Here is a 25,001-nt window from a genome sequence, read left to right on the forward strand (position 1 = left end):
AAAGTAGTGTTTATGAATATATATTAGTTGTATCTTAGTCATACTTTTCAAAATTGGTGCATTAAAGATTGCTCGTTATGTATTGATTATACACAAAAATGCTCCCTTAAGCTCTTCCTAGCTCTTTTTGAAGTCTAACTTCATATGTATGCAAGTTAAATACCAACTCTTAATTTATTAGAGATATATTTTAAAGTATTTATAAATGGTGTTACGTTTACTAACTGTAGAGAATTTTGTTCTTATAGAAAATATATCCATAGAGTTTGATCTCGGACTTTGCATTTTGAGTGGAGAGACTGGAGCGGGAAAATCAATTATATTAGATGCGCTTGGTCTTGCACTTGGTGATAAAGGTGGGGTACATTTCCTGAAAGACAAAAATAAGGCGGCTGTTGTCACTGTGGAAATCGAGGTTGATTTACTTGATAACAAGAATTTGCGCGATATTTTATTAGAATTAGGTATAGAAGCAAAGCCGCTTAGCACAGCGTGCGAGTTAATCATCAGACGAGTGATTAATCCTGACGGAAGAACTAGAGCTTTTCTAAATAATAGTTTAATTAATATAGGGCAACTAGGACAAATATGTTCACATTTGGTTGAAGTTTGCGGTCAACATAAGAACCAGCAATTACTGGATCCAAGAGAGTATATTAATATATTAGATTTGTTCTCAAAAAACGAAAAAATACTAAAGGATGTTGAAGCATATTTCGATACTATGCAAAACATCAAGAAGCAGCTAAATAACGCTATAGCTACACAAGCAGCTTCAGAAAGCGAAAAAGCTTACCTAAAGCATGTCATAGATGAAATTGAAGCTTTCATGCCTATAGTGGGAGAGGAAGCATTACTCGATGAGAAACGTAAGGTCTTAATATCTAAGACAAAGATATTAGAAGCTACTCTGGAATCAACTTCAATATTAGATATGCCAGGAACAGGTGTAATAAGTCAGTTATGTGCTATAGAAAAGGCTTTGTCTAGGTTTCCTGATTATTTTTCTGATGTTAATTTAAAATTTGAAGCTATCAGAATTGATCTTCAAGAGCTTAGTAATACAGTTGAGCACAAAAGATCAGAACTCATTATTAATGAAGATCTTGATTTCATAGAGAATAGACTTTTTGAGCTTAGAAATTTAATTAGGAAATACAGAGTCACAGACAATGACCTAAATAAATTTTTGGAGTATGCTAAAAAGCAATATGAAATGATATGTGACATAGGCTCAATCATTGAACGCTTAAGCAAAGAGCTTCAAGATGCACAAGGTAATTATTTGCGTGAAGCAAAGCTTTTATCTGAAAGAAGAAAAACTGCAGCTTTTGAGTTAAGAAGCAAGATTCTAGCAGAATTTCAGCATATTAATCTTGAAAAAGCAGATATTTTAGTGCAGGTTGATGAACTAGATATTCAAGAGGCAAAGAAGAACGGAATTAATAATGTCACCTTTTTAATAAAAACTAATTCAAATAGTGAATTTGGTGCGCTTAGTAAGATAGCATCTGGTGGAGAATTATCAAGATTTATGCTTGCATATAAGGTTGCACTTTCTGGAAATAAAGGTGTTACTTCAATAATTTTTGATGAGATAGACTCAGGAATAGGGGGAAAGGTTGCAAGTAACGTAGGAAAGAAACTTTTAAAACTTTCTGAAGAAAAGCAGGTTATAGTGGTAACGCACCAGCCACAAGTCGTTGTGTATGCAAATAATCATTATTTAGTGGAGAAAGAGCAAACAAACGAGGCAGCAAAAGTAACAGTAAATAAGCTTAGCAAGCTTGACAGTATATCAGAAGTCGCAAGAATGCTTTCAGGCAGTAGTATTACAGAAGAAGCAATTGCTGCTGCGCAGAAATTATTCATTTCAGCTTGATGCATAATGTAATGCATTATACAATTGTGTTATTTATTAGCAATTCGGATTCAATATGTTGACTAGATATACTATACTAAGAGATAAATGCAAAAAATAATGATATTAGGTGCGACCGGTTCTGCTGGTTCCAGCACACTTGAGCTTTTAGAAATGCAGGAATTTAAAGAGCTCTTTCAAGTAGAAACATTAGTAGGCGGTAGTAATACACAGAAACTTGCAGAGCAGAGCCTGAAGCATAAACCGAAATATTCGGTAATTTATGATGAAAGTAAATACGGTGAGTTAAAAGACCTGCTCTTTGGCTCTGGAATTGAAGTGCTAGCAGGCAGAAATGCTTTGCTTGATGTTGTAAAGAATCAGCACGATCTTACTATAGCCGCTATTTCAGGAATTGCAGGACTTGAACCGATTTATAGATGTATTCCAAATACTAGAAAAATAGCAATAGCAAACAAAGAGAGTATAGTTTGTGCAGGCAGCATAATATTGAGTCTTGCTGAGAAGCATAGTACAAAGATTATACCAATTGATTCAGAGCATAGTGCAATATTTCAGATTTTAAATTCTGGAGCTTCTAATCAATCTAAACAGATGGAGAAAATTACGCTCACAGCGTCGGGAGGTCCTTTTTTAAATAAGAGTATGGAAGAATTAGCTAAGGTGACTCCAAAAGAAGCTGTTAAACATCCAAACTGGAGCATGGGGGCGAAAATTTCTGTGGATTCTGCAACACTCATGAATAAAGGACTTGAGGTGATAGAAGCTGCGCTTCTATTTGATCTCCCATCAAGTAAAATTGAAGTACTTGTGCATCCTGAATCTATTGTGCATGGTATGGTACATTATAAGGATGGCTCTACAATTGCGCATATGAGCGTGCCAGATATGAAGACAGCAATTTCGCTTGCATTCTTATATCCAGAAAGGCTAGAATGGCATCCAAAACCATTAAACTTAATAGAGGTAGGGAAACTCAGTTTCTTGCAGCCTGATTTTCAAAAATTTCCACTACTTAATTTGGCAATTTCTGCATTAAATGAAGGGCCTGCAGCATGCATTATTTTAAATGCAGCAAATGAAATAGCAGTAAATATGTTTTTAAATGGCAAAATTTCATTTCTAGAAATTATAGGTTTTATTAGAAAGGTTTTGGAAGTAGCAAAGAGACCAAATTCTGTATCTTTAATAGAAGATATTATCGGGCTTGATCAACATATAAGAGATATGTTTTAGATGAGAAAATTAGAATGGTTTAATGATATCGGTGCTGACCTATTTTATAACAAGACTCCGCAGGATCAGACGAAAAGTCAGCATATTCAAGATTCAAGTGCTGCTTACTCAAGCGTGTTGAAATCAGCAGAAGAGCTTAATAAGGAATCAAACAGTATGCAGGGATATGGAAAGGCACAGCAGAAAATTGTTAATAAAGTGCTAGAAGTGGGTACTATAAGTGAAAATAGGATAACATCAGAAAGTAGAAGAATTGCAGATAAAGTATCAAATATAGATGAGCTTTATGATGCTATTAAGAAATTTGAAGGTTGTGATTTGAAAAGAGCTGCCAAGAATATAGTTCTTGGAGATGGTACTATTTCTGATATTTTACTCGTTGGTGAAGCACCTGGTGCTCAGGAGGATTTATATGGAATACCGTTCTGCGGTCAGAGTGGGAAGCTGCTGGATAATATATTAAAATCTATAGGTCTTTCTAGGCGTAAGAATTGCTATATAACAAATACTGTGTTTTGGAGGCCGCCAGGAAATAGAAGGCCAACTCCTGAGGAAATCGCCATATGCCGTCCATTCGTAGAGAGGCATATAGCATTTATCAATCCAAAATTGATAATTCTAGTTGGAAGTACAGCAGTTGAATCGCTGTTAAACCTTAAACAGTCGATGAAATCTTTAAAATCACAGTATTTTGATTATACAAACTGCTATTTGGAAAAAAATATCAAAACAGCAATTATATTACATCCATCATATCTGCTAAGACAACCAAGTGAAAAGAAAGCTATGTGGTTTGATGTGCTAAAGATAAAGAATGAGCTGATCTCAAAAATATAACATATAAAAATTAAAAAGAGCTTATGCAAAATGCAGCGAATTTAATAAAGAGAACAATCACAACACTTGTTCTTGCGCCTGTTGTATTATTTACAATATGGAGTGGTGGTATATTATTCAAGTCTTTGATTCTTGGAATATGCGCTGTAATGATGATCGAGATGGTGAATATATCGTTTCATGCAGGAGCAAAATTTTCAAGGATAAAGAGTGTAATATTTAGTGCGTTTGGAGTAACTTATATACTTATAGCTTCAGTTTGTATCATAGCTATTCGTGATGTGGAGCCATTTGGTATGGAACTTTCCTATTGGCTTTTTTTAACTGTATGGTCAGTTGATGTTGGGGCATATGTTTTTGGTAATATAATAGGTGGGCCAAAACTTCTACCTGTTGTTAGTCCAACAAAGACTTGGTCGGGTCTTATAGGTGGATGTGCGTTTGCAGTCTTGGTTGGTGCGTGTATGACAGCGATAATGCCGTCTATTACACCAAGATATATATTTTTGAGCGGTGTTACGGCTTTTGTTGCGCAGTGCGGAGATCTGTTGGAATCGTTTGTAAAGAGAATTGTAAAGGTGAAAGATAGCGGTAATATTCTTCCTGGGCATGGTGGCATGCTAGATAGGATGGACGGGCTTATGCTCGCTGCGATATTTGTTTGTCTTGTTCTTTCTGTCATGTAGTCTGTCTGTCAAAAATTGATTTGCTTCGTAAATCAATGTACAAAAATTAGCTTAAAGTCCTGGTCCTACGCTAATTTTTAGATATATAATTTGTCCTGTACTTCGCAAATACTACTTTAGGCACTTATGAAGATAGTGCATAACAAAATCCATAAGATTTTTGGCAATTTTGCCACTTTTTTTGCTGGATTTAGATGCGTCATAATTGCTTGCAACCAATATCAATCTTCCATTTTGAGTGTTATGATGGAGAGAACATGTAGCTTTGGTGCTACTTGCACCGCTATCTCCATTTGCTTAAGAAATATGTAAAGAAAAATGGAAATACAATGTCAAGAGATTAAAGTGCAAATGATTGGCACTAAACAAAATAAGTATAAAGTATATAATACAGTGTTAAATTTATGGAAAGTCATTACTACAAAGCTTTAGCGCGTAAGTATCGTCCGCAGCTATTTTCTGACTTGATAGGTCAAGATGTACTTGTACGTATCATCACAAATGCGATAAACCACTCCAAAATTCCACATGCGATGTTGCTTACTGGAATTCGTGGTGTTGGTAAAACAACTACAGCAAGGATAATAGCACGCGCTCTGAATTGCATAGGTCCATCTGGTGATTTGAATATACCAAGTAAAGAACCTTGCGGTGTGTGTAACAACTGTGTTGCGATTTCAGAATCAAGACATCCAGATGTTGTAGAAATGGATGCAGCTAGCAATACAAGTGTAAACGATGTTCGTGCTATTATAGAGAATGTTGCATATAAACCAATTTCAGCTAGAAATAAAATTTACATCATAGATGAGGTGCATATGCTATCTGGCAGTGCTTTCAATGCATTGCTTAAAACACTAGAAGAACCACCAGCACACACAAAGTTTATCTTTGCAACAACCGAAATGGATAAGATACCACTTACTATACTATCTAGGTGTCAGAAATTTTACTTAAAAAGAATTTCTGTTGAGCATTTAGTAAAGCATTATGAGGAAATTGCTTTAAAAGAAGGAGTTTCTATAGATAAAGAAGCTGTTTACATGGTGGCAAAAGCTGCAGATGGTTCTGTTCGTGATGGTCTTTCTATTTTAGATCAAGCAATTGCACTTAGCAGATGTACAAACGTCACAAAAGAAATAGTTGAGGAGATGTTAGGTCTTGGTGGAATAGATGCAGTCTATGAGCTTTTTGACTCAGTTATACGTGGTGATGTGGTTGTTGCTTTGAGTTTTGCATCGTCTTTATATGAAAGAGGAGTTGATCCTGTCCATATCATTCGTGCTCTTCTTGAGCTTGTGCATGATATAACACTTTCGAAAACTAATGGTAAGATTTGTGAAAGAAGCAACTCTGAGACGCATAAGAGATATATGGAAAGTTTTGCCAGGTCACTAGATATAATTTTTCTCTCAAGAATCTGGCAGATGTTAATGAAAGGTATGGAAGAGATCAGCATTTCTATGCTTCCATTTGAATCTCTTGAAATGGTGATAATCAGAATTGCTTATGCAAATACTTTGGAAACACCAGAGGATATATTAAACGGACTTAAAACTAGCAGTAGCCAGCAAAATCAGCAACGTTCGTTAGAGCAGAATATGAAACGGAATGATCGCGATTTTGATTCTGCGTGCAGCACGCAGAGCGCAGTTGTTGAATATAAAAATAATGCGCAGGATGTTGATATTTTAAGCGATAATTTAGCGAAATACACCAGTTTTGATCCAACAAATGCAAATGATCTAATAAGTATTTTATATGATCATAATGAAATGGTACTTTGTTATGCATTGCAAAATGAGATATCTGTAAACTCAATCACAGAACATGTAATTAGAGTAACGCTTTTGAATGGTGCAAATAACAATATTGCTTCTTTACTTGAAAAAAAAATATGTGATATTACAAAACAAAAGTGGAGAGTAGAAATTGAAAGTGATGATTTTGCTCGTTCTCTAACAGAACTGGAAAATTTACAGAATGAGAAAATGCGCAGCAATGTGATACAAAGTTCATTGGTGCAGCATATATTGCAAAAATTTCCAGGCTCTAAAGTTTCTCATATAGAATTTAAATAAATGAACGGTGTATAGTGCAGAGTGATAATATTATCAAAAGGGATTTAGCATACGCATACCAAATTATAGCTAAGCTTGAGCTTGATGATCATACATATACGCATCTTTCTGCAAGATCAGAAGATGAGTCTGGTATAATGTTTATGAATAAGTTTGGGCTAAGATTTTCTGAAATTAGAGAGGAGAATTTATTAGATATCACATTTAGTGGCGAAGTAAAAAGTGGCATAGAGGAGCATATTAATACAACAGGCTATATACTGCATGGTTCTATTTACAAGCAACGTCAAGATGTGAAAGCAGTGTTTCACGTTCATACACCAAGTATAATAGCAGTTTCTGCTATGAAATGTGGTATTTTACCAATTAGTCAATGGGCTTTGCATTTTTATGAAAATGTTAAATATTATGACTATGATTCGCTTTTGTTAACCAATGACCAAGGAACGTTACTTGCCAGTGCTTTATGTAACTCAAATATACTGATGCTACGCAATCACGGTGTAGTTATTTGCACAAAGAGCATACATGAAGCAATGTTTTTTCTTTATCATTTGGAAAAAGCTTGTAAAACACAGTGTCTTGCGCTTGGTAGTGGGCAGGAATTGCTCATGCCTTCTCATGAATTATGCGTTAATTCAGTATCAGATCTTCTGACGTTTGAAAAAGATCTTGGTAGAAGAGATTTTGATGCATGGATCAGAAATTTGTGATATATACCTCACGTAAATGAAGAGTTGGTATTTAACTTATGCATGCAAGAAGTTAGACTTCAAAAAGAGTTAGGAAGAATTTAGGTGCAAATTTTGAAAAGTATGATTAATATACAGTGAAAAATCTTATATTTAGCATGTAGATTTTGTTTGCAATAAAAAAATAGTATGATGTGCTTATAATTCTGAAGTTGTTCATTAAGCATTCTCTAGACACTGCCTTCATAAATATACGCGCGAGGATTTTTTTAGAGTGCCAGTTAATTTTTGAGTCAAATATTATGTATATTTGCAAAGAAATTAACGAAGTGATGCTTGAAAATCAGGCTAAAAAGGTCTGTGCAAGTGGTTTTGCCTGCAGTTTCTAAGTAGTATTTGCTAGGTACAGGACAAATTATATATTCAAAAATTAGTTCAGGGTCATGCCTCAGGGCTAATTTTTATACATTTAACTTTCCACAAAAATTTATTTGCGCACGCAAATCGATTTTTGACGTATAGACTAGGTTTGTTGCTTATTTATAGTGTATTTTATGATTTGTGTGATATTAGAAAAGAGTTTGGAAGAAGGATTGGAGATTAATTAAAGAGAAATTTCTACTATATTTGCTATTGTTATGGGCATGGTTTCTGCTTGTTATCTTTTAAATGCTAAAAATAATAGAAGTGTGGAAGAGTTTTAGTTTAGCTATGAAAGCCATGCGTTATTGAAAAGTCATGGTTTTATATATAAATGGTATGTCTTTTGAAGGTAAATCAAACGGTATGCTTGAAAGAAAATTTTGGCGGAGTAGAGATTTTATGAACATACAATATCATGTTTATGATCTTCCAGATGGTCTTGATATATCTGGTGATATAGCTGTAGATACAGAGGCAATGGGTCTTAGAATAGGGCGTGATAGGCTTTGTGTCGTGCAGATTGCAGACGAACATGGCAGGGTGCATATAGTACATTTTCCATCAGATAAATATGATTGTAAGAATCTGAAAGCATTGTTAAGTGACGTTGAGCGTACTAAGATATTCCATTTTGGAAGGTTTGATATTGCAATAATGCAATATTACTTAAATATTGATTTTTCAAATATATACTGTACAAAAATTGCGTCTAGAATTGCAAGAACATACACTGAGCATCATAGTTTAAAGGAGCTATGTAACGAGTTGCTTGGGATAAGAATTTCAAAACAGCAGCAGAGTAGTAACTGGGGGGCGCAAGCTTTAACCAAGGAACAGCAAAATTATGCAGCGAATGATGTGCTGCATTTACATAGTATAAGAGTAATATTAGATGATATGCTTGTGCGTGAAAAGCGAGTCGATCTTGCTAAGAAGTGTTTTGAGTTCCTGCCACATAGAGCGAGGCTAGATATTTTAGGTTGGGCAGACGATATATTTGTTCACTAAAGGTTTTTCAAATGCATTTGTCAGACTTTGACTTTGACTTTGACTTGCCAAGTGAGTTAATAGCTCAAGCGCCAGTATTTCCTAGAGATACTTCTAGGTTAATTTTTGGCACCAAAGATAGGAAGATTGAACACGGCATATTCTATGATATAAAAAAAGTATTCAAAAAAGGTGATGTTTTGGTATTGAATGATACCAAGGTTATTCCAGCTTTGCTTCACGCGCGCAAACAGAATTGTGAAGGGAATAGTATTACTATAAATCTCGTAAAAAAAATACAGAATAGCGATTTATTATGGCAAATTTTAGCTAAGCCTGCTAAGAAATTAGCGCTTGGGGATGTATTATATTTTGATGAAGGTGGCGAATTTAAAGCTGAGGTAGTATATAAAGAAAGTGCTAACAATGAAATATATATTAAATTTTTAATGGTTAGTGAGGCGCAGATATTTCATAATCTTGAACGATATGGGATGATGCCTCTGCCTCAATATATTAAACGCAACATATTAAGCAGCAAAGCTACTGATAATGAGGCATATCAAACGGAATATGCAAGAGAGCTAGGATCTTTTGCAGCTCCAACAGCTGGGTTACATTTTACTACCAAGTTGCTTCAAGAGATAAGAGATATTGGGGTTGAAATAGTATTTGTGACTCTTCATGTTGGCCTTGGCACTTTTTTGCCAATTAAAACAGATGACATAAACACACATCGCATGCATACTGAAAGCTTTTCTATCAGTGATGATACTGCAAGTGCTATAAATATGGCAAAAAAAAGGGGTTCAAAGGTTATTTGTATAGGGACAACAACATTAAGAGCACTGGAAAGTTCAGCAGATGCTATTGGTATGGTAATGCCAACTCACTCTAGTGAAACTGATATATTTATTAAACCTGGTTATGAATTTCGTGTTGCAGATTCATTAGTTACAAATTTTCATCTCCCTAAATCTACATTGTTTGTATTGGTTTCTGCGTTTACTAGTTTAGAATTTATGGGCATTCTTTACAGTGAAGCAATATCAAATAGTTATAGATTTTTTTCGTATGGAGATGCATGTTATATAGAAAGATTTTGTTCATAGCATTTAAATAAATACTTCTTGATCATTTGTTTTTTAGTCGTTAATATTAAAATCAATTTGATTATAGCGGTAGTTGCTTGAGCGTATCTCAAGTTTTTACTACGAAAACATACGCAATAATTAATATCCGCGAGCAGTTAATTAATAAAAATTTTTGTCAGAGTGAAACAGATATTCTAGTCTTAAAGACAGTCTTAGCTATAATACAAGTCCTGCTGACTGCTGTATTTAAGATATATAGGCCTATAGAATTCGCTATTCATAATTTTGTAATTTTTTACAGATATATATTTAAGATATGAAAATTAGGCTAATTGTTAATGGAGGGCATCATGTCACAGATTAAGGATAAAGTGACGGTGAGTAAGAGTCACAGAAGGCTATCAAATGGTGTGATCAACGAAAATGGTGGTGTTATAAGCGTGAATAAAGCAAAGAATCTAGCGAGTTTGTTGAAGCCCGGCAAATCAAATATACAGTATTTAATGGAACAAGTTAATAGCTCTATATTCTGAGCATTTGTTGTATTTAGTCAATGAAGTTGAAAGTGTTATAGAGTGGATATAGCTTGAAATTTAAAATCTAAAATTAGATCTTTAGTTCACAAATTACATATAGAAGTCAAGATTTGATCTTACAGACAGTTATAAATTTTATATCTGCTTGTCAGTTAAGTTTTGACTGTCAGATATGTAACTGAGATACAAGATTTCATTATTCTTTTCCACAGCTAACTTTTTACTATCCAAAAAAGTTTGCATAGGTGTTTTTCCATAACAATATTTACCAGAATGAGGTCTTTCATTGTTGAAATATTCTAACCAAATATCAAGATCTAATTGCAAGTCATCCAATGATGTATAAATCTTTTTACGCATAGCTGTATCAAAGAATTCTTGTTTTATAGTTTTATTAAAACGTTCACACATACCATTAGTTTGAGGTGAATATGCTTTAGTTGTTGTATGCTCTATACCTTCTATACTGAGAAATAACTCAAAAGCATGATGTTCTATATTTCCCTTATATTCTCCTCCACGATCTGTAAGAATACGAAGCATCGGTATCCCTTGACTCTCATACCATGGTAACACTCGATCATTTAGCATATCAGCAGCAGTAACCGCGGTTTTGTCAGTATACCATATCAACTACTGCTTTTTCTACTGCAGGATCTACTCTATTAGCGATTATTGGCTTCTTGCGACTTATCTCGTATAGCGCTTCTTCTCCTCCTGTTTCATATAGTTCTTTAAATCTGTAATAGCTATCTCTACTATAACACATTGCCTTACATGCAGATTATATACTACCAAGGCTTTTTGCCAATTCAAGTAAACCTAGTTTCGGTTTGATGATTTTTTGATTTAAGTTCATTGCTTATCTCCATTTAATAACTAATTTAATTTACTAAATGTAAGATAAAATGTCGACTAATACAGCTCAGGATTCGGCAATGTGCTAATTTTTGGATATATTAATTGGTCCTGTGCCGCGCGCAAACACTGCTTTCACAAAATCCGTAAGATTTTTGCGTTTATTATAACATTTTCTTACGGATTTAAAGTGCTATTTTGACACTCGGGGTGCTATTTCATGCTTGTTTTGAGACTTTTGGCGCGCGTACTATTTTAACAATAAATTATACAAATTAATTCACGCAATTATATGAGGTCATTATCATCAATTTTGCGTATTTGGTTTAGATTTGGAATTGTATAATTTTATATTGAGTGTTTTTTCAGATTTATCAACAAGAAGTGTCACACACGCACATCCAGTAATATTTAAAAGTGTTGTAGCCATATCTAATATTCTATCGACACTTGCAATAAGTAATACACCCTCTACTGGTAGTCCTACAGAATGCAGTACCATTCCTAAAAATAGTAGTACTCCACCTGGGATACCAGCCCCACCAATTGATGCAAAAGTGCACATAAAAAATAGCGTCATATAGTTCGCAAAAGAAAGATCTACACCCATCATTTGAGCGAAGAAGATTGCACACGCTCCTTGATATATCGCACCACCATCCATGTTGAGAGCTGCTGAAAGTGGTAATAGAAATCTACTATTTTGTCTAGAAACTCCGAGATTTTTTTCTGCAACTTGCATCAAAGGAACAAGAGTCGCTTTTGAACTACTTGTGGAGAAAGCGATCATTTGACAACCAAATACTTTCTTATAAAATGGTATAGGAGAAAGTTTTCCCCAGACGATTATTAAAATACCAAAAAATATATATTGTGCTAAACATCCTAAAAAGATAGTGATCATAAGTTCACCAAGCGAGAATATTATGCCTATTCCCTCTTTTCCAACCATTGATGCCATATAGCCAAACACTCCTATCGGAGCAATTTTCATAATCATTTGTACAGCTTGAAAAAGCATCTTTGCTATTTCATGACAAATCTTAATTAAGTTAGCACATTCATTATGCTTTATATTGAGTGTAACTCCTACAAAAAATGCAAAAAGTATAACCTGCAGTATATTACCACTTGCCATTGCCTCAAAAACATTGGTTGGTATTATATTGATTAACATATCCATAATCGTCGAATCTGATTGAGGTTGAAACGATTGTGGTGTAGCGGTTCTATATGCGTCTAATATCGAAGGAGAGACATTAGAACCAGGCTTTAAAATAGCCGCAGCTCCTATTCCAATTGCAACAGCACAAACAGAGGTAATAAAGAAAGCGGCAAATGCTTTCATACTAATTCTGTATAATCCAATTGAGGTTTCTACGCTTGTAATTCCAAATAATATTGCAAAGAATATCATTGGAACTGTAATCATCTTGATTAGATTAAGAAATATACTTCCTAAATAGCCTAAAACAGAAGCGTTATGTTTGAATACAACACCTACTACAATACCAAGAACAAGTCCTATCAAAACTTGTTGCCAAGATGATAACCTAAATATTGCAAATCGCATGTAACGTCCTCAATCACGTTTAGTTATAGTAAAACAACACTTAAAAACACATGATAACTATCATAAGATTAACTAAATTGCAACATATAGAATGCAATAGTCAATTTTTACTTTATACTAAGCATTTTTAGCTTATATATTTATGTAGTTATATGTGATATGGTTAACACCCTCGCCTTTAGGCGAACACTTTAGTATTAGTTATCTAGGAAATGTGCTAAGGGAGGACGAATGGAATATAGGAGATGATCCCACAGCCTATATGACCTAAAGTATCATATAGTATTTTGTACTAAGTATAGGTATAGAGTTTTAACTGGGCAAGTTGCGATTAGAACTAGGGAAGTAATCCGAGAAATATGTGCTGCTAATTACATAAATATAATTAGTGGTAGTATGAGTCCTGATCACGTACATATATTAGCATTGGTTCCGCCTAGTATATCAATATCTAAAGCTGTGCAATATATTAAAGGTATAAGTAGTCGTAAGTTGCTACAGGAAGTTGGCAATGTGAATTCAGAAGAAGTGCAAAAATATATAGAACAGCATGAGGAACATCACAAAAAAGATGATTTTAGAATATCAGAGTTTTAGCGTTTACGCTTTTAATCTGCTTTGCAAGCGTTACACAAACTACCGCGCTTTAGCCGGTAGTAATTGATTAAATAGTAGTTTTATTATAATTAATAAATTACAAAGTGTTCTTATTTTATTATCATCGCGCACTACTTTAGCTCTTATAATCCTATTTTTTTTATTTTAGTTATTTTAATAGTTTACAATTTAACATGAATAGTTGAGCATTTTTAATACAAAGCAGTTTTACAGCAAAATGGTAGTATATTGCTTGTAAGTATCACAAACAACCTTTTAGTACTGTTCTAATATTCAACCTATAGTATGCCATTATTGCTTAGTGTATGATAACTGTAAAATCATTTTAGAATAATATAAAAAATAATGCTTTGTCACAGTACAAATTTTAGAATATATACAAGTGGTTTGTTGCTGTGTTTAACTATTAGAAAGATTTTATATTGAAAGTAGTTTAGCAAAAGAGGAAGGAGGAAGCCTTGCAGGACATATATCAGATATATTTGCCAGTGGCTGGGACAAGTATTAACGTTCTTGTACTCATTGCTCTGGGACTCGGAGTTGGTCTCCTATCTGGCATGTTTAGCATAGGTGGAAGTATGATTTGTGTTCCTGTATTGGTTTTTATAGGGATTCCGCCGCAGGTTGCAATAGTGACTGCAACTAATCAAATGATTGCCTCATCTTTTTCTGGATATCTTGTATATGCAAGACGTGCTTTAGTTGATTATAAACTTTCCTTAGTGATGCTTTGTGGTAGCATTATAGGTGTTCTGACTGGTATATGGCTATTTTCTCTCTTATCGTTCTTGGGTCATGTGGATCTTTTTGTATCAATTGGTCTAGTTTTAACTCTAAGTATAGCAGGCTTTCTTGCTGCAAAAGATGCAGCAAGAATAATATATTACAAATATAAGAAAATAAAATTGCCTGAATCACAAATATCAAATATTGCTAAACATATTCGTATTTTGTGTGTCTATTTTCCAAGTATTAGAGCTAAAATTAGCGTGATATTGCCATTATTAGTTGGTATGGTTGGAGGTTTTACGCTATCATTTGTTGGTATAGGTGGAAGTATTTTGATGCTTCCAATGGCACTGCATATACTTGGGACAATGCCAAGTTATACCGTTGGAACAATTCAGTTTCATGTAATTTTTTCTGCAATTTTTGCAACTATTTTGCATGCTATGACCTCTCAAAGTCTCGATATTGTATTATCGTTTGCATTGATAATCGGCTCAGTTTTTGGTACGCATATAGGTGCAAGAATAAGCGCTAGGTTTAATCAAGAAACCTTTAAGGTACTTCTTGGATTTCTTATAATAATGCTTTGCTTAAGAGTAGCTATAAATCTATTCGTGATGCCAAAAGATTTGTATCATATTGAATTCTTAAATCAATGAGAAACATAAGAATCATTCTTGCATCGCTAATATTGATTACTTCTCTTGCAGAGAATGCTACAGGAAGATCTAATATCACTGCAAAACTGTCTCAGAAGAATATTGTAAAAGGATATAACTTCAAGCAGGAGGTTTTGTCTGTATCTGGTAAAATATCTGATGATAATATTGATATTATCGTTGAGGTTTATGGACCACTTGCAACGTATAGGATCTGGAAAAAAGAAAAGAAAATAGTGTTTTGGGTGAATAGTATAAATATTGTAATACCTTCTGTATACTCATATTACTCTATTGCAGCCACTAATAAAAATAACAAAACAATAAAATCGTTAACTGAATCAATAAATGCGAACTTTATACGGTATTTAAATGAGATAATAACACATCATGCAAAGAAATTTGATGTCGCAGATACTCAGAGAGTGTTTCAAAAAATTCAATCTAAGAATGGATTTTTTATTAGAAATGTTTCACAAATAGATAAAAAAGATAAAATGTTTGTATATGATATACATCTTCCTGCGAGTGCAATTACAGGAAAATATACTGTAAAAGTTTATGCTGTTAAAGATAATAAGATTATAGAAATTAAGTACCTAACATTTTCTGTTCATAAAGATAAATTGTATTTAAAGTTAGATAATCTTGCTACACAAAACCCATTGCTATATGCTGGCGCAGCCGTATTTGTGAGTATTTTGATAAGTTTGCTCGTTGGATTATTATTTAAGAATTTTTTATGAATTTAATATATTGATATGCTATCTAGAGAAAAATTAATTCCCCCATGTAGCGGAAAAGTTTTACTACATTCTTGTTGTGCACCTTGCGCTGGTGAAGTTATGGAAGCAATGCTAGCATCTGAGATAGATTTTACTATCTTTTTCTATAACCCTAATATTCATCCTTTGAAAGAGTATGAGATGAGAAAAAGTGAAAATATAAGATATGCTGAGCGTTTTGGAATATCATTTGTTGATGCTGATTACGACGTGCAGAATTGGTTTGCCAGGGCTAAAGGTATGGAAAATGAGCCAGAAAGAGGGATTAGATGTACAATGTGTTTTGATATGAGATTTTTGCGTACAGCTCTCTATGCAAAAGAAAATGGCTTTCCGATTTTTACAAGCTCTCTGGGAATATCAAGATGGAAAAATATGGAACAAATTAATGAATGCGGAGAGAGAGCTGCTTCACATTATGACGGTGTTCAATATTGGACTTATAATTGGCGTAAAAATGGTGGTAGTGCAAGGATGTATGAAATAGCAAAGCGAGAGAATTTTTATAAGCAAGAATACTGCGGCTGTATATATTCATTGCGTGATACGAACTCTTGGAGGATAAAAAACGGTAAAAATGAAATAAAAATATGTGAACAGTTTTATAAAGAAAAGCTTTATTAGTCTATCCATCAAAAATTTATTTGCTGCGCTAATTTTCGGATATATAATTTATCCGATACTTGTAAAAAACCTTATGGATTTTAAATTCACCTCTGCAAAAGTGTTCTACTTGAAACCTTAAGTGCGAATTTTCTTTAATAAAATTCGTAATTCTGCTTAGGCATGTTGAAGCCTTTAGCTTTAGCAAAAGGTCTTTCTACAAGCTAATATTACACATCAATTTAAAAAATTTTCATTTTTGGCGGATGGACTTCTTACGGATTTAAAGCGCTATTTTTGCGGTCCAAGCAACATTTCATGCGCACTTTCGAGACTTTTGGCGCAACGGTACAAGCTACTCAATTTTTTAATATGAGCTTTATTATGCGCACGTATATGTAGAACATAGGAGTGCTACATATAGTGAAAAATAGCTTCCATACATAACTATTAAAAATAAGTGTTAGCATTTGCTCAGCTGGCAAAACCTTAAACATTGTCAAAAATACTATAACAATAGTAGTATCAATAAAAAGTGATATACATGTACTACCATTATTTCTTAACCATAGATGCTTTCCTTTCGTAAGCTTATATATCCATAGGTACATCATAATATCAACTGCTTGTGATACATAACATGCGATCATAGAACCTATAAAAGCAACACTATAAAAACCAAATACTTTGTGGAAAGTTAGATTATCAACTTTTGACCAACTTGTGGCAGGTAAATAATCTATAAGTGCTATGATTGTTGCTATTACTATGTTAGTGAGTATTGCAAAACGCACACAAAAATTGGCTCTTGCTTTCCCATAAAATTCTGTGATTAAATCAGTAATCGAAAAGGTGAGTGGGTATAAAATAGCACCAGCAGATAACTCGAATGTATAAATCGATGGTACATGTAAAATAACGAATTTTTGATAAACTAAGTTTCCTAATATTATCAGCCCGGAGAATAATATACAAAGGCTAGCATAAACTTTTTCAGCTATAGGCATGAAGTTATATCCTCAATCTTAGCTGCGAGTATAAAATCACTCTCCGTTAGTCCATTTACTTTATGCGTCCAAATCTCTATTAAGCAAGCTCCCCATTCAATACTTAAATTTGGATGATGCTTCTCTCTCTCAGCAATAATTGCTATCTTATTTGCAAATTCCATAGCATCTATAAAATTGTTAAACTCATAGCGTTTATATACATGTCCAGAACTATTTACTTTCCAATGATTTTGTAATTGATCTAATAATTTATGGATCTCACGCTTATTAAGCGGCATTATATCATTTTGATATGGTAAACATTGCTTATCTGCTAGTAAATGAATATTGGTCATAGCTTACCTAGTAAAATAATATAAACATTTCCTAATTTGACAAAAGTTATTTTTAAATTAAGTTTATACGATACTATGCTGCCTACATACTAATAACTATTTTAAATAATCCGTCTGTTCCACTATTCCTCTCAATAAAATCATTATTATCTGCCATGTCTTCTTAGAAACATTGAAATAATAACTGCAATAAAGATAACAACTACCAAAGACGAAAATGTAATAACAAAATTCTGTACTGAGTAAACTCTTACATTATTTATATCATATATGTGATTCCACTGAAGATCGAGTAGATAACCAGTGAACTGGTCTAGTATAGCGCAGCCAAGCATATTCAGGGTATTAATTGTACCTATTATCACACCAGAATTTTGATGATCAGAAACTCTAAGCGCACCTGTAAAACATAACATATCAGATCCACATAAGACACCTATTATAAATAGTATAAAAGAGACGCCTTCTAAAGAGAGATCAGGGAAATATAGCAGTGTGCAAAAGCTTATTAATATTCCAGTTGCACATACTTGTATTCCACGATTGATAATATTATATCTTTCACATAAATATGGAATCATGATACTACCCACTGCAAGCCCGAGATATAGTTGCATTGTGGTACGTGCGCTTATAACATTATTCACAAGTAATTTCTGCTCTATAAAAGCAACTCCCATTAAATCTGCAAGAACAGAAAGAGGAGTATATAGTCCAACTGATAGTATTGCATACATCACTATAACAGGATTCTTCAGCACTATTGAGATTTCAAGAAGCATACTTGATATACTAAAAGATGACATATTTGCGCGTACTATAGGTCCCTGAGTAATGCTTTTTTTAATGCTAAAGAAAGCAAATATAAACATTAAAAAACCAAAAAATGCCATATACTTATAGATTTCTCTCCAAGATATAACTGTGAGGATGCTACTTATTATAGTACCGCTAAATAATGCGCCCATAACCCCTATTGTTAGTGTCAAACCTAAAAGCACAGCTCTATTCCCAGGTGGCATGTTATCTGCAACTATTTTAAGTGCACTCATAAAAGCAGCAGCAGAACCAGCACCTATTAAAAACCTAGCAAGCTGCATGGTACTAAGCGTATTTGCATAGAAAAACATTATAGACCCAATACTGCAAAGTAGTATAGAAACAAGAATTACAATTTTTGCTCCATATTTATCCATCAACACACCGAGCGGTATTTGCAATATAGAATATGCCAAGAGGTAAATAGAACCAAGTGATGCAAATTGCTGTGCTGTGAGCAAGAACTCAGTTCTAAGTTCATGGTGCATTACACCTGGTGAAACTCTCAGTACATACTGATAAAAAAAGAAAAGTGCAGCAGTAAGCCAAGCAAAGTATACACTTCTTGATTTTATTATGTTATTAATCATGTCTGACATGTTTTTTCATTACCTCTCTTGGTAGTTTATGTAAAACACCTTACACCCTTTCTATCTTGGTCATTTTGAAGGATAAATAGGCCGAAGAACCCGACTAATTAATTGTGTAGGTAGTTAGCATAAAACTGAAGTTTGTTACTTTTATAGCATCTATTATTTTGATGTAGCATATAAACATGCATAGCATGCTGAAAAGACATCATATTACACAAAAATTCCAAATCCATTTATTATCTAATATACAAGACCATCTATTTTATGAATATCTTCTCTATATTTTACGAAAATATAACAAATATATTGCTGCAATTTGAGCATGAACAAAACTCTAATTTTATATTCACGGTAGAAGTGCCGAATAACCCTAAAAATGGGGATTTAGCAACTAATGCTGCAATGATTTTTGCAAATCATACAGGACAATCTCCGAAGAGAGTAGCAGAATCGATAGCAACAGAGCTATCAAAGTCTGATTATGTACTGTCCTCAGAAGTAGCAGTTCCTGGCTTCGTCAATATAAAACTTACCAATAGCTTTTGGCAACACTTCTTGCGCGAAACCTATTTATCAAAGAAAGAGTATGGTGATAGTAAAATTGGAAAAAATCAAGAAATTAATATAGAATTTGTTTCTGCTAATCCAACTGGGCCTATGCATGTTGGACATGCACGCAGTGCAATTTATGGCGATGCACTTGCAAAATTACTTTCTAAATGTGGATTTAAAGTTACTAGAGAATACTATATAAATGATGCTGGAAAGCAGATAGATACTCTAATTCACTCATTATTCATAAGATATAAACAAGAGCTTGGAATAGATGCAACACTTGCACAAAACTCATACCCAGGTGAATATCTGATCGACATAGCAAAAACATTAGTAGTATTACATGGAAATAAGCTTTTAAACATTGTAGATGCAGAACGTGACTTGATATTGAAAAAATTTGCTGTTGATCAGATCATGAAGATAATATGCAAAGATATGATGGATCTTGGCGTGATTCATGATAAATTTACGTCTGAAAAATGTGATATTCTTGAAAAAGGATTAGTTGAAGAAACTTTAAAACGACTTCAAGATGCTGATTTAATATATAGTGGAGTTTTAGAAGCACCTAAATCTAAGACTAGTGATGACTGGGAATCTACAGAGCAAACAATATTTAGAGCAACGAAATTTGGTGATGATGCTGATAGACCGATTGTGCGTTCAGATGGAAGTTATACATATTTTGCTTTAGATGCAGCTTATCACTTAGATAAGCTGAACAGAGGATTTTCTAATATGTTACTATTGCTCGGTGCAGATCATGGTGGCTATACAAAAAGAATCAAAGCTATCGTTAGTGCACTTAGCAACAATGAAGCTGAAATTCATGTCATCATTAATCAATTAGTTAATCTAATGAAAGACGGAAAGCCATTTAAAATGTCAAAGAGAGCTGGAAATTTTTTAACAGTACAAGATATTCTATCTGAACTCGACAAGGATTTAATAAGATTTGGAATGCTTAGCAGAAAAAATGATACAGTGATAGACCTTGATTTCACGAAGATGAAAGAACAATCTAAAGATAATCATATTTTTTATATACAATACGCAAGCGCAAGAGCACATTCAGTTTTATTAAAGGCTAAAGAACTTGGGATTACACAAGATATAGAGTGCGCTAATTTAGAAAGACTTGTTTCTGAACAAGATATGACATTGATAAAGAAAATAGCTATCTTTCCAAAGGTTGTTGAAAGTGCTGCAAAGTCTTACGAAATTTTTAGGATTCCATACTATCTATATGACCTTGCAACAACATTTCATCAAATTTGGGGATATGGAACCCATAATGCTCAATTTAGGTTTATAGTAGAAAACGATAGAGAGCTAACAGCTGCAAGGTTGATTTTAATACAAACGTTTATTAATACAATAGAGTCTGGTTTAGATATTATAGGAATAAAAGCAGTAGAGAGTATGTAGCAGTGTTCGAATTGATAGTAGTTTCATCTTTCTTTCAAGAAACCATTAGTCAGCAGTGTATATGTTGTTTTCAATATGACTCAAGCAAAATTGTAATGTTGCTTTTCTTTATTGTATGCTACACACTAGACTTCTTTAAAATTTTAACAATAACAGTTGTTTAACTAGTGAAGTAATATCTCTAGCAATGGATGATATATAATGCGTTACTTATAAAAAGTTTGAATGAATTAAAAGATATATGAAAGTAAGTACATCTGAGCATGGAAAGAGTTTTGGTATAAGTAGAGAAAAGTTCATTGAGTATACAAAGACTATTATATGGGCTGTGATTATCGCTTTATTGTTTAGGTCTTTATTTTTTGAGCAGTTTAAGGTACCTACATCTTCTATGGTGCCTACAATTATGATTGACGATCGGCTCATTGTCTCTAAATATGCTTATGGATATTCAAGATTTAGTTTTCCTATTTCGCCAGAGAGTTTTAAAGGTAGAGTATTTTTCACTCCACCGGAAAGAGGCGATGTAATAGTTTTTAAAGCGCCAGATGAGGAAAGTTGGTGTATAAAAAAACTCATAGGACTTCCATGTGATAAGATTAATTATATAAAAAGACTAATAGGGCTTCCTGGTGATAAGATACAAATTCAAGATGGAATTTTGTATATTAATGATGTTTCAGTACAAAGAAAAAGAATAGGTGCGTCAACTCAAATTGGTGAGCGTGGAGAGAGTATTATATATGATGTATATGAAGAAATTCTTCCAAATGATGCTGTATATAAGATTCATCAACGCAAAAGAAACCCTGATTCAAATAATGGATTTGATGAGGATAATACACCAATATATAGAGTACCAAAGGGTCATTACTTTTTTCTTGGTGATAATAGAAATCATTCTGCAGATAGTAGATATTCAAGTGGAATAAGCTATGTTTCAGAAGATAAATTAATGGGCAGAGCTGATGTAATAATCTGGCCTGGTGATTTTTCTTTTAAAAAATTTTTTTCAAGCATGGATATTGGTAGAATGTTTGGAGGTTTAAGTGACACAGTTACTCATTAATTATAAATTCAATAATCCAGACATATTAAGGCTTGCATTAACTCATCCAAGTCTTGGTAAGAATAAAATAAGCAATGCGCCAAAGAATGGATATGAAAGGCTAGAGTTTCTTGGAGATAGTGTGCTTTCCATGGTCATTGCAGATATAATCTACCATGAGTATTCGGATCTTCTTGAAGGACCGCTATCAATAATACATGCAAATGCTGTGAATACAACAAGCCTTGCGAAGGTTGCATTAAGTATTAATCTAAATGAAGCTATCATGATGGATCACGGAGAAGAGATCATAGGTGGGCGGAGTAATCCAAGAAATCTTGAGAATGCAATGGAGGCATTAATAGGAGCAGTTTTTCTAGATAGTGATTATGAAACAGTAAAGTCTTTTATAAAGGAGCTTTGGCGTGATGTTTTAGGCAATCCAGAAATCGAAAACAAAAATCAGAAGACTAAATTACAAGAGTGGATGCAGAAACATTATAAGACAAATCCAATCTATGTTTTAGAAAATGAGGAAGGTAATCCTCACTCTCCGATATTTAGTATTTCGGTTGAAATTCATAAGATAGGAAAAGTAATTGCAAATGGGCGTTCTAAAAAAGAAGCGGAACAAAAAGCTGCTGGTATGATGCTAGAAAAAATAACACATGTAAGTGGTTAATATAATTAAAAAGAATGTCTAAAAAATTATCTATAGTAGCATTGGCAGGAATGCCAAACGCTGGAAAATCTACGTTAACTAACCTGTTGGTAGGACAAAAGATTTCCATAGTTACACCAAAGGTGCAGACAACAAGATTTAATACAAGAGGAATAGTAAATTTAAGAGAAACACAAATAATTTTTATAGATACTCCTGGGCTTTTTAAACCTAAAAAGCCTCTTGAAAAACAAATGGTAAGGTCGGCATGGGATGGAATAAACGAAGCTGATATAATATGCTTTTTGATCGATCCAAATTCAGATTTTCTTGAATATTTATCAACAATTAAAGAAAGAGTGAAAAATAATAATCAAATCTGTATTGCAGTAATAAATAAGATAGATAAATTACGTGATAAAAAGACTCTATTGCCAATTATGGAGTCTCTAAATCAACTCAGCATTTTTCATTCTATCTTTATGATCTCTGCGCTGCGTGGAAATGGAATTGACAATCTTTTGTCATTTATTACACAAAATGCAAAGGAAATGCCATGGCTTTTCAAGGAAGATGAGGTAACTGATAAAACAGAGCGTGAAATTGCAGAGGAAGTTACAAGAGAGACTCTATACATGACGCTTGCAGAGGAATTGCCATATTCTATAGAGGTAAAAACTGAAAAGTGGGAAGAGCTTGATGATGGCAGTGCAAAGATTCATCAAGTTATACATGTTTTAAAAGAATCTCAAAAAAACATTATAGTTGGCAAACAAGGAGCGAAGATAAAAGAAGTAGGATCAAAGAGTAGAGTAAAGATCTCAAATATACTAGATAGACCTATACACTTATTCTTATACGTAAAAGTGAAAGAAGATTGGATAGAAAAACAATGCCTTCTCTAGCATTTTATTGCATTTTGCAAGGAATGCTACAATGCTCTTATTAATTATATATGAAGTTTTGAGAGTTTTCACAATTAGATAGAAGTATGATATGATCACTTTTTTAAAAACTAAAGAGTGGTTTTATGGTTTGTTGTAAGGGATGTTGCTCTGATATCTTTGTAAAGAATGGCATTGTGAGGGGGTGTACAGCGTTATAAGTGCAGATCATGTTCTAAATTTTGTTGAGGGCGATCTGGGCAAGAAGCCTCAAACAGCTGTTAAGAAAGCATTATGCGTTATGCTATATAGTTCTTGGTAATGGCTCTTTTTCTATGTTAGGCAAGATATTATGGCATTCGCCGTCCATAATTTATCGCTGGGTAGTAGAGGCGATGGGCAAGACTCAGGAGCCAGTTGTCTCTTCGGATATTATGGAGATGGAATTCGACGAGATGTGGCATTTTATTGGTTCAAAAAAAACAAGCTTTGGATCATTAAGGCAGTTGATCGTAGTACAAGGAGAACAGTTGCCTGGGTTACAGGCAATCGTGATACTGCAACATTCCAAAAGCTCTACAACAAAGTGAGTCATCTGAAAGAATGTCATTTTTATACGGATGATTGGGATGCTTTTTCTAAAATTTTACCCAAAGAGCGTCATACAATTGGAAAGTCTGGCACAGTATGTATCGAGAGAGATAATAGCAACACGCGACATCATTTATGCCGAATGACACGGCGCACTAAAATCGTTTCTAAAAAAGAGTCAATGGTATACAGATCCATCAAGCTTTGGTGCGCTCTTACTATTACACAAATATTCAAACAATATCAAGAACAGCTCTTATCTATCTTTATGTGAAAACTCTCGAAGTTTTTAGTTATTGATTATATATTGGCGTTATATCAAAATCCGAAATATCAACTCTTTATTTACCAGCTATATACATTAATTTTATTGTTATACCTTTTAAAAGTTGACATATGGCTTCAGAATTGGTAGACAAGATTGGTCTTTACCTCTCTTATATCTTATGTGAATCATAAATTTATGTTTCACTTAGGCGTTATTATTTTTATGTTATGGTAATTGTTTTTATAGCTTTGTGTTTTTGAAAATATAGTTATAGTTGTGTCTTTCATACCAAGATTTTTTAGATTACTATAGCTATGTTATACAAAGTAATATTTATTATGGCGGAGTAGCTCAGTTGGTCAGAGCAGCGGAATCATAATCCGTTTGTCGGGGGTTCAAATCCCTCCTTCGCTACCACAGTTTATGTGTTATAAAAAGCTGTAAGCTCTAAATTATAGTATATGCTCAAAAATCTAGATCGATTCTGATATACTGTAATTTTTTGACAACATAAATTTTGAAGTCCA

21 protein-coding genes, 1 tRNA gene and 2 pseudogenes are annotated in these 25,001 nt (G+C 33.5%); 19 read left to right on the top strand and 5 right to left on the bottom strand.

The features are described from left to right. Positions 1-205: 205 nt before the first annotated feature. From AACK98_RS03395 to AACK98_RS03435, 9 genes are all read left to right on the top strand, one after another. Positions 206-1,882, top strand: a complete 1,677-nt coding sequence (locus AACK98_RS03395) for a DNA repair protein RecN (RefSeq protein ID WP_339042292.1) — start codon at positions 206-208, stop codon at positions 1,880-1,882. Positions 1,883-1,969: 87 nt separating this feature from the next. Beyond that, entirely contained in the window at positions 1,970-3,118 is a 1,149-nt protein-coding gene (dxr, locus tag AACK98_RS03400) for a 1-deoxy-D-xylulose-5-phosphate reductoisomerase (protein WP_339042294.1), read from the top strand. Next, entirely contained in the window at positions 3,119-3,955 is an 837-nt protein-coding gene (locus AACK98_RS03405) for a uracil-DNA glycosylase (protein WP_339042296.1), read from the top strand. Positions 3,956-3,978: 23 nt separating this feature from the next. After that, a complete protein-coding gene (locus AACK98_RS03410; RefSeq protein WP_339042298.1) occupies positions 3,979-4,641 on the top strand; it encodes a phosphatidate cytidylyltransferase in 663 nt (220 codons plus the stop codon). Positions 4,642-5,045: 404 nt separating this feature from the next. After that, a complete protein-coding gene (locus AACK98_RS03415) occupies positions 5,046-6,722 on the top strand; it encodes a DNA polymerase III subunit gamma/tau (RefSeq protein ID WP_339042300.1) in 1,677 nt (558 codons plus the stop codon). Between the two features lie 11 nt (positions 6,723-6,733). After that, positions 6,734-7,435 (top strand): class II aldolase/adducin family protein, encoded by a 702-nt coding sequence (locus tag AACK98_RS03420; protein WP_339042563.1) that lies wholly within the window; start codon positions 6,734-6,736, stop codon positions 7,433-7,435. Between the two features lie 801 nt (positions 7,436-8,236). Then, the gene (locus AACK98_RS03425; protein ID WP_339042565.1) at positions 8,237-8,845 is read left to right on the top strand and encodes a ribonuclease D; all 609 of its coding nucleotides are present in this window, start codon (positions 8,237-8,239) and stop codon (positions 8,843-8,845) included. Between the two features lie 17 nt (positions 8,846-8,862). Next, the gene (queA, locus tag AACK98_RS03430) at positions 8,863-9,936 is read left to right on the top strand and encodes a tRNA preQ1(34) S-adenosylmethionine ribosyltransferase-isomerase QueA (protein WP_410519995.1); all 1,074 of its coding nucleotides are present in this window, start codon (positions 8,863-8,865) and stop codon (positions 9,934-9,936) included. 332 nt (positions 9,937-10,268) lie between these two features. Beyond that, a complete protein-coding gene (locus AACK98_RS03435; RefSeq protein ID WP_339042304.1) occupies positions 10,269-10,451 on the top strand; it encodes a hypothetical protein in 183 nt (60 codons plus the stop codon). 138 nt (positions 10,452-10,589) lie between these two features. On the opposite strand, the pseudogene AACK98_RS03440 reads toward AACK98_RS03435, so the two are convergent. Continuing rightward, a pseudogene (locus AACK98_RS03440) lies at positions 10,590-11,223 on the bottom strand (integrase core domain-containing protein). Positions 11,224-11,619: 396 nt separating this feature from the next. Continuing rightward, positions 11,620-12,885, bottom strand: a complete 1,266-nt coding sequence (locus tag AACK98_RS03445; RefSeq protein ID WP_339042306.1) for a dicarboxylate/amino acid:cation symporter — start codon at positions 12,883-12,885, stop codon at positions 11,620-11,622. Between the two features lie 261 nt (positions 12,886-13,146). On the opposite strand from AACK98_RS03445, the pseudogene tnpA reads away from it, so the two are divergent. The 4 genes and pseudogenes from tnpA to AACK98_RS03465 form a co-directional block, all read left to right on the top strand. Continuing rightward, positions 13,147-13,482: pseudogene (gene tnpA / locus AACK98_RS03450) on the top strand (IS200/IS605 family transposase); the annotation flags it as partial. 509 nt (positions 13,483-13,991) lie between these two features. Then, entirely contained in the window at positions 13,992-14,891 is a 900-nt protein-coding gene (locus tag AACK98_RS03455; protein WP_339042308.1) for a sulfite exporter TauE/SafE family protein, read from the top strand. Further along, positions 14,888-15,637, top strand: a complete 750-nt coding sequence (locus AACK98_RS03460) for a TIGR02186 family protein (RefSeq protein ID WP_339042310.1) — start codon at positions 14,888-14,890, stop codon at positions 15,635-15,637. Before AACK98_RS03455 ends, AACK98_RS03460 begins: the two co-directional genes overlap by 4 nt. A gap of 15 nt (positions 15,638-15,652) precedes the next feature. Next, positions 15,653-16,300, top strand: a complete 648-nt coding sequence (locus AACK98_RS03465) for an epoxyqueuosine reductase QueH (RefSeq protein ID WP_339042312.1) — start codon at positions 15,653-15,655, stop codon at positions 16,298-16,300. A 338-nt stretch (positions 16,301-16,638) separates the two neighbouring features. Here AACK98_RS03465 and AACK98_RS03470 read toward each other — a convergent pair whose 3' ends face one another. The 3 genes from AACK98_RS03470 to AACK98_RS03480 all read right to left on the bottom strand — a co-directional run bounded on the left by AACK98_RS03470 (position 16,639) and on the right by AACK98_RS03480 (position 19,042). Then, complete coding sequence (locus AACK98_RS03470) at positions 16,639-17,286, bottom strand: queuosine precursor transporter (protein WP_339042314.1); 648 nt, start codon at positions 17,284-17,286, stop codon at positions 16,639-16,641. Beyond that, the gene (locus AACK98_RS03475; protein ID WP_339042316.1) at positions 17,277-17,624 is read right to left on the bottom strand and encodes a 4a-hydroxytetrahydrobiopterin dehydratase; all 348 of its coding nucleotides are present in this window, start codon (positions 17,622-17,624) and stop codon (positions 17,277-17,279) included. Before AACK98_RS03475 ends, AACK98_RS03470 begins: the two co-directional genes overlap by 10 nt. A gap of 146 nt (positions 17,625-17,770) precedes the next feature. Beyond that, a complete protein-coding gene (locus tag AACK98_RS03480; RefSeq protein ID WP_339042318.1) occupies positions 17,771-19,042 on the bottom strand; it encodes an MFS transporter in 1,272 nt (423 codons plus the stop codon). 258 nt (positions 19,043-19,300) lie between these two features. Between AACK98_RS03480 and argS the strand changes: the two genes are divergently transcribed. The 6 genes from argS (at position 19,301) to AACK98_RS03510 (ending at position 24,891) form a co-directional block, all read left to right on the top strand. After that, complete coding sequence (gene argS / locus AACK98_RS03485) at positions 19,301-21,022, top strand: arginine--tRNA ligase (protein ID WP_339042320.1); 1,722 nt, start codon at positions 19,301-19,303, stop codon at positions 21,020-21,022. 241 nt (positions 21,023-21,263) lie between these two features. Continuing rightward, a complete protein-coding gene (lepB, locus tag AACK98_RS03490; RefSeq protein ID WP_339042321.1) occupies positions 21,264-22,091 on the top strand; it encodes a signal peptidase I in 828 nt (275 codons plus the stop codon). Beyond that, the gene (gene rnc, locus AACK98_RS03495; protein ID WP_339042323.1) at positions 22,072-22,752 is read left to right on the top strand and encodes a ribonuclease III; all 681 of its coding nucleotides are present in this window, start codon (positions 22,072-22,074) and stop codon (positions 22,750-22,752) included. The genes lepB and rnc overlap by 20 nt, the downstream gene beginning before the upstream one ends. Before the next feature lie 14 nt (positions 22,753-22,766). Then, on the top strand, positions 22,767-23,636 hold the full coding sequence (gene era, locus AACK98_RS03500; RefSeq protein WP_339042325.1) for a GTPase Era: 870 nt from the start codon (positions 22,767-22,769) through the stop codon (positions 23,634-23,636). A gap of 331 nt (positions 23,637-23,967) precedes the next feature. Then, positions 23,968-24,480, top strand: a complete 513-nt coding sequence (locus AACK98_RS03505) for an IS1 family transposase (RefSeq protein ID WP_339042327.1) — start codon at positions 23,968-23,970, stop codon at positions 24,478-24,480. 334 nt (positions 24,481-24,814) lie between these two features. Next, positions 24,815-24,891, top strand: a tRNA-Met gene (locus AACK98_RS03510). Positions 24,892-25,001: the final 110 nt, after the last annotated feature.

It is taken from the genome of Candidatus Lariskella endosymbiont of Hedychridium roseum (genome assembly GCF_964020185.1).
GTDB lineage: Bacteria > Pseudomonadota > Alphaproteobacteria > Rickettsiales > Midichloriaceae > Lariskella.

Coding starts and splice junctions, on each gene's coding strand:
- AACK98_RS03435 (WP_339042304.1), top strand. CDS start 10,269: ATGTCACAGATTAAGGATAAAGTGACGGTGAGTAAGAGTCACAGAAGG.
- era (WP_339042325.1), top strand. CDS start 22,767: ATGTCTAAAAAATTATCTATAGTAGCATTGGCAGGAATGCCAAACGCT.
- AACK98_RS03410 (WP_339042298.1), top strand. CDS start 3,979: ATGCAAAATGCAGCGAATTTAATAAAGAGAACAATCACAACACTTGTT.
- AACK98_RS03425 (WP_339042565.1), top strand. CDS start 8,237: ATGAACATACAATATCATGTTTATGATCTTCCAGATGGTCTTGATATA.
- AACK98_RS03475 (WP_339042316.1), bottom strand. CDS start 17,624: ATGACCAATATTCATTTACTAGCAGATAAGCAATGTTTACCATATCAA.
- lepB (WP_339042321.1), top strand. CDS start 21,264: ATGAAAGTAAGTACATCTGAGCATGGAAAGAGTTTTGGTATAAGTAGA.
- AACK98_RS03395 (WP_339042292.1), top strand. CDS start 206: ATGGTGTTACGTTTACTAACTGTAGAGAATTTTGTTCTTATAGAAAAT.
- AACK98_RS03405 (WP_339042296.1), top strand. CDS start 3,119: ATGAGAAAATTAGAATGGTTTAATGATATCGGTGCTGACCTATTTTAT.
- AACK98_RS03470 (WP_339042314.1), bottom strand. CDS start 17,286: ATGCCTATAGCTGAAAAAGTTTATGCTAGCCTTTGTATATTATTCTCC.
- AACK98_RS03445 (WP_339042306.1), bottom strand. CDS start 12,885: ATGCGATTTGCAATATTTAGGTTATCATCTTGGCAACAAGTTTTGATA.
- dxr (WP_339042294.1), top strand. CDS start 1,970: ATGCAAAAAATAATGATATTAGGTGCGACCGGTTCTGCTGGTTCCAGC.
- AACK98_RS03465 (WP_339042312.1), top strand. CDS start 15,653: ATGCTATCTAGAGAAAAATTAATTCCCCCATGTAGCGGAAAAGTTTTA.
- argS (WP_339042320.1), top strand. CDS start 19,301: ATGAATATCTTCTCTATATTTTACGAAAATATAACAAATATATTGCTG.
- AACK98_RS03480 (WP_339042318.1), bottom strand. CDS start 19,042: ATGTCAGACATGATTAATAACATAATAAAATCAAGAAGTGTATACTTT.
- AACK98_RS03505 (WP_339042327.1), top strand. CDS start 23,968: ATGGCATTCGCCGTCCATAATTTATCGCTGGGTAGTAGAGGCGATGGG.
- AACK98_RS03460 (WP_339042310.1), top strand. CDS start 14,888: ATGAGAAACATAAGAATCATTCTTGCATCGCTAATATTGATTACTTCT.
- AACK98_RS03415 (WP_339042300.1), top strand. CDS start 5,046: ATGGAAAGTCATTACTACAAAGCTTTAGCGCGTAAGTATCGTCCGCAG.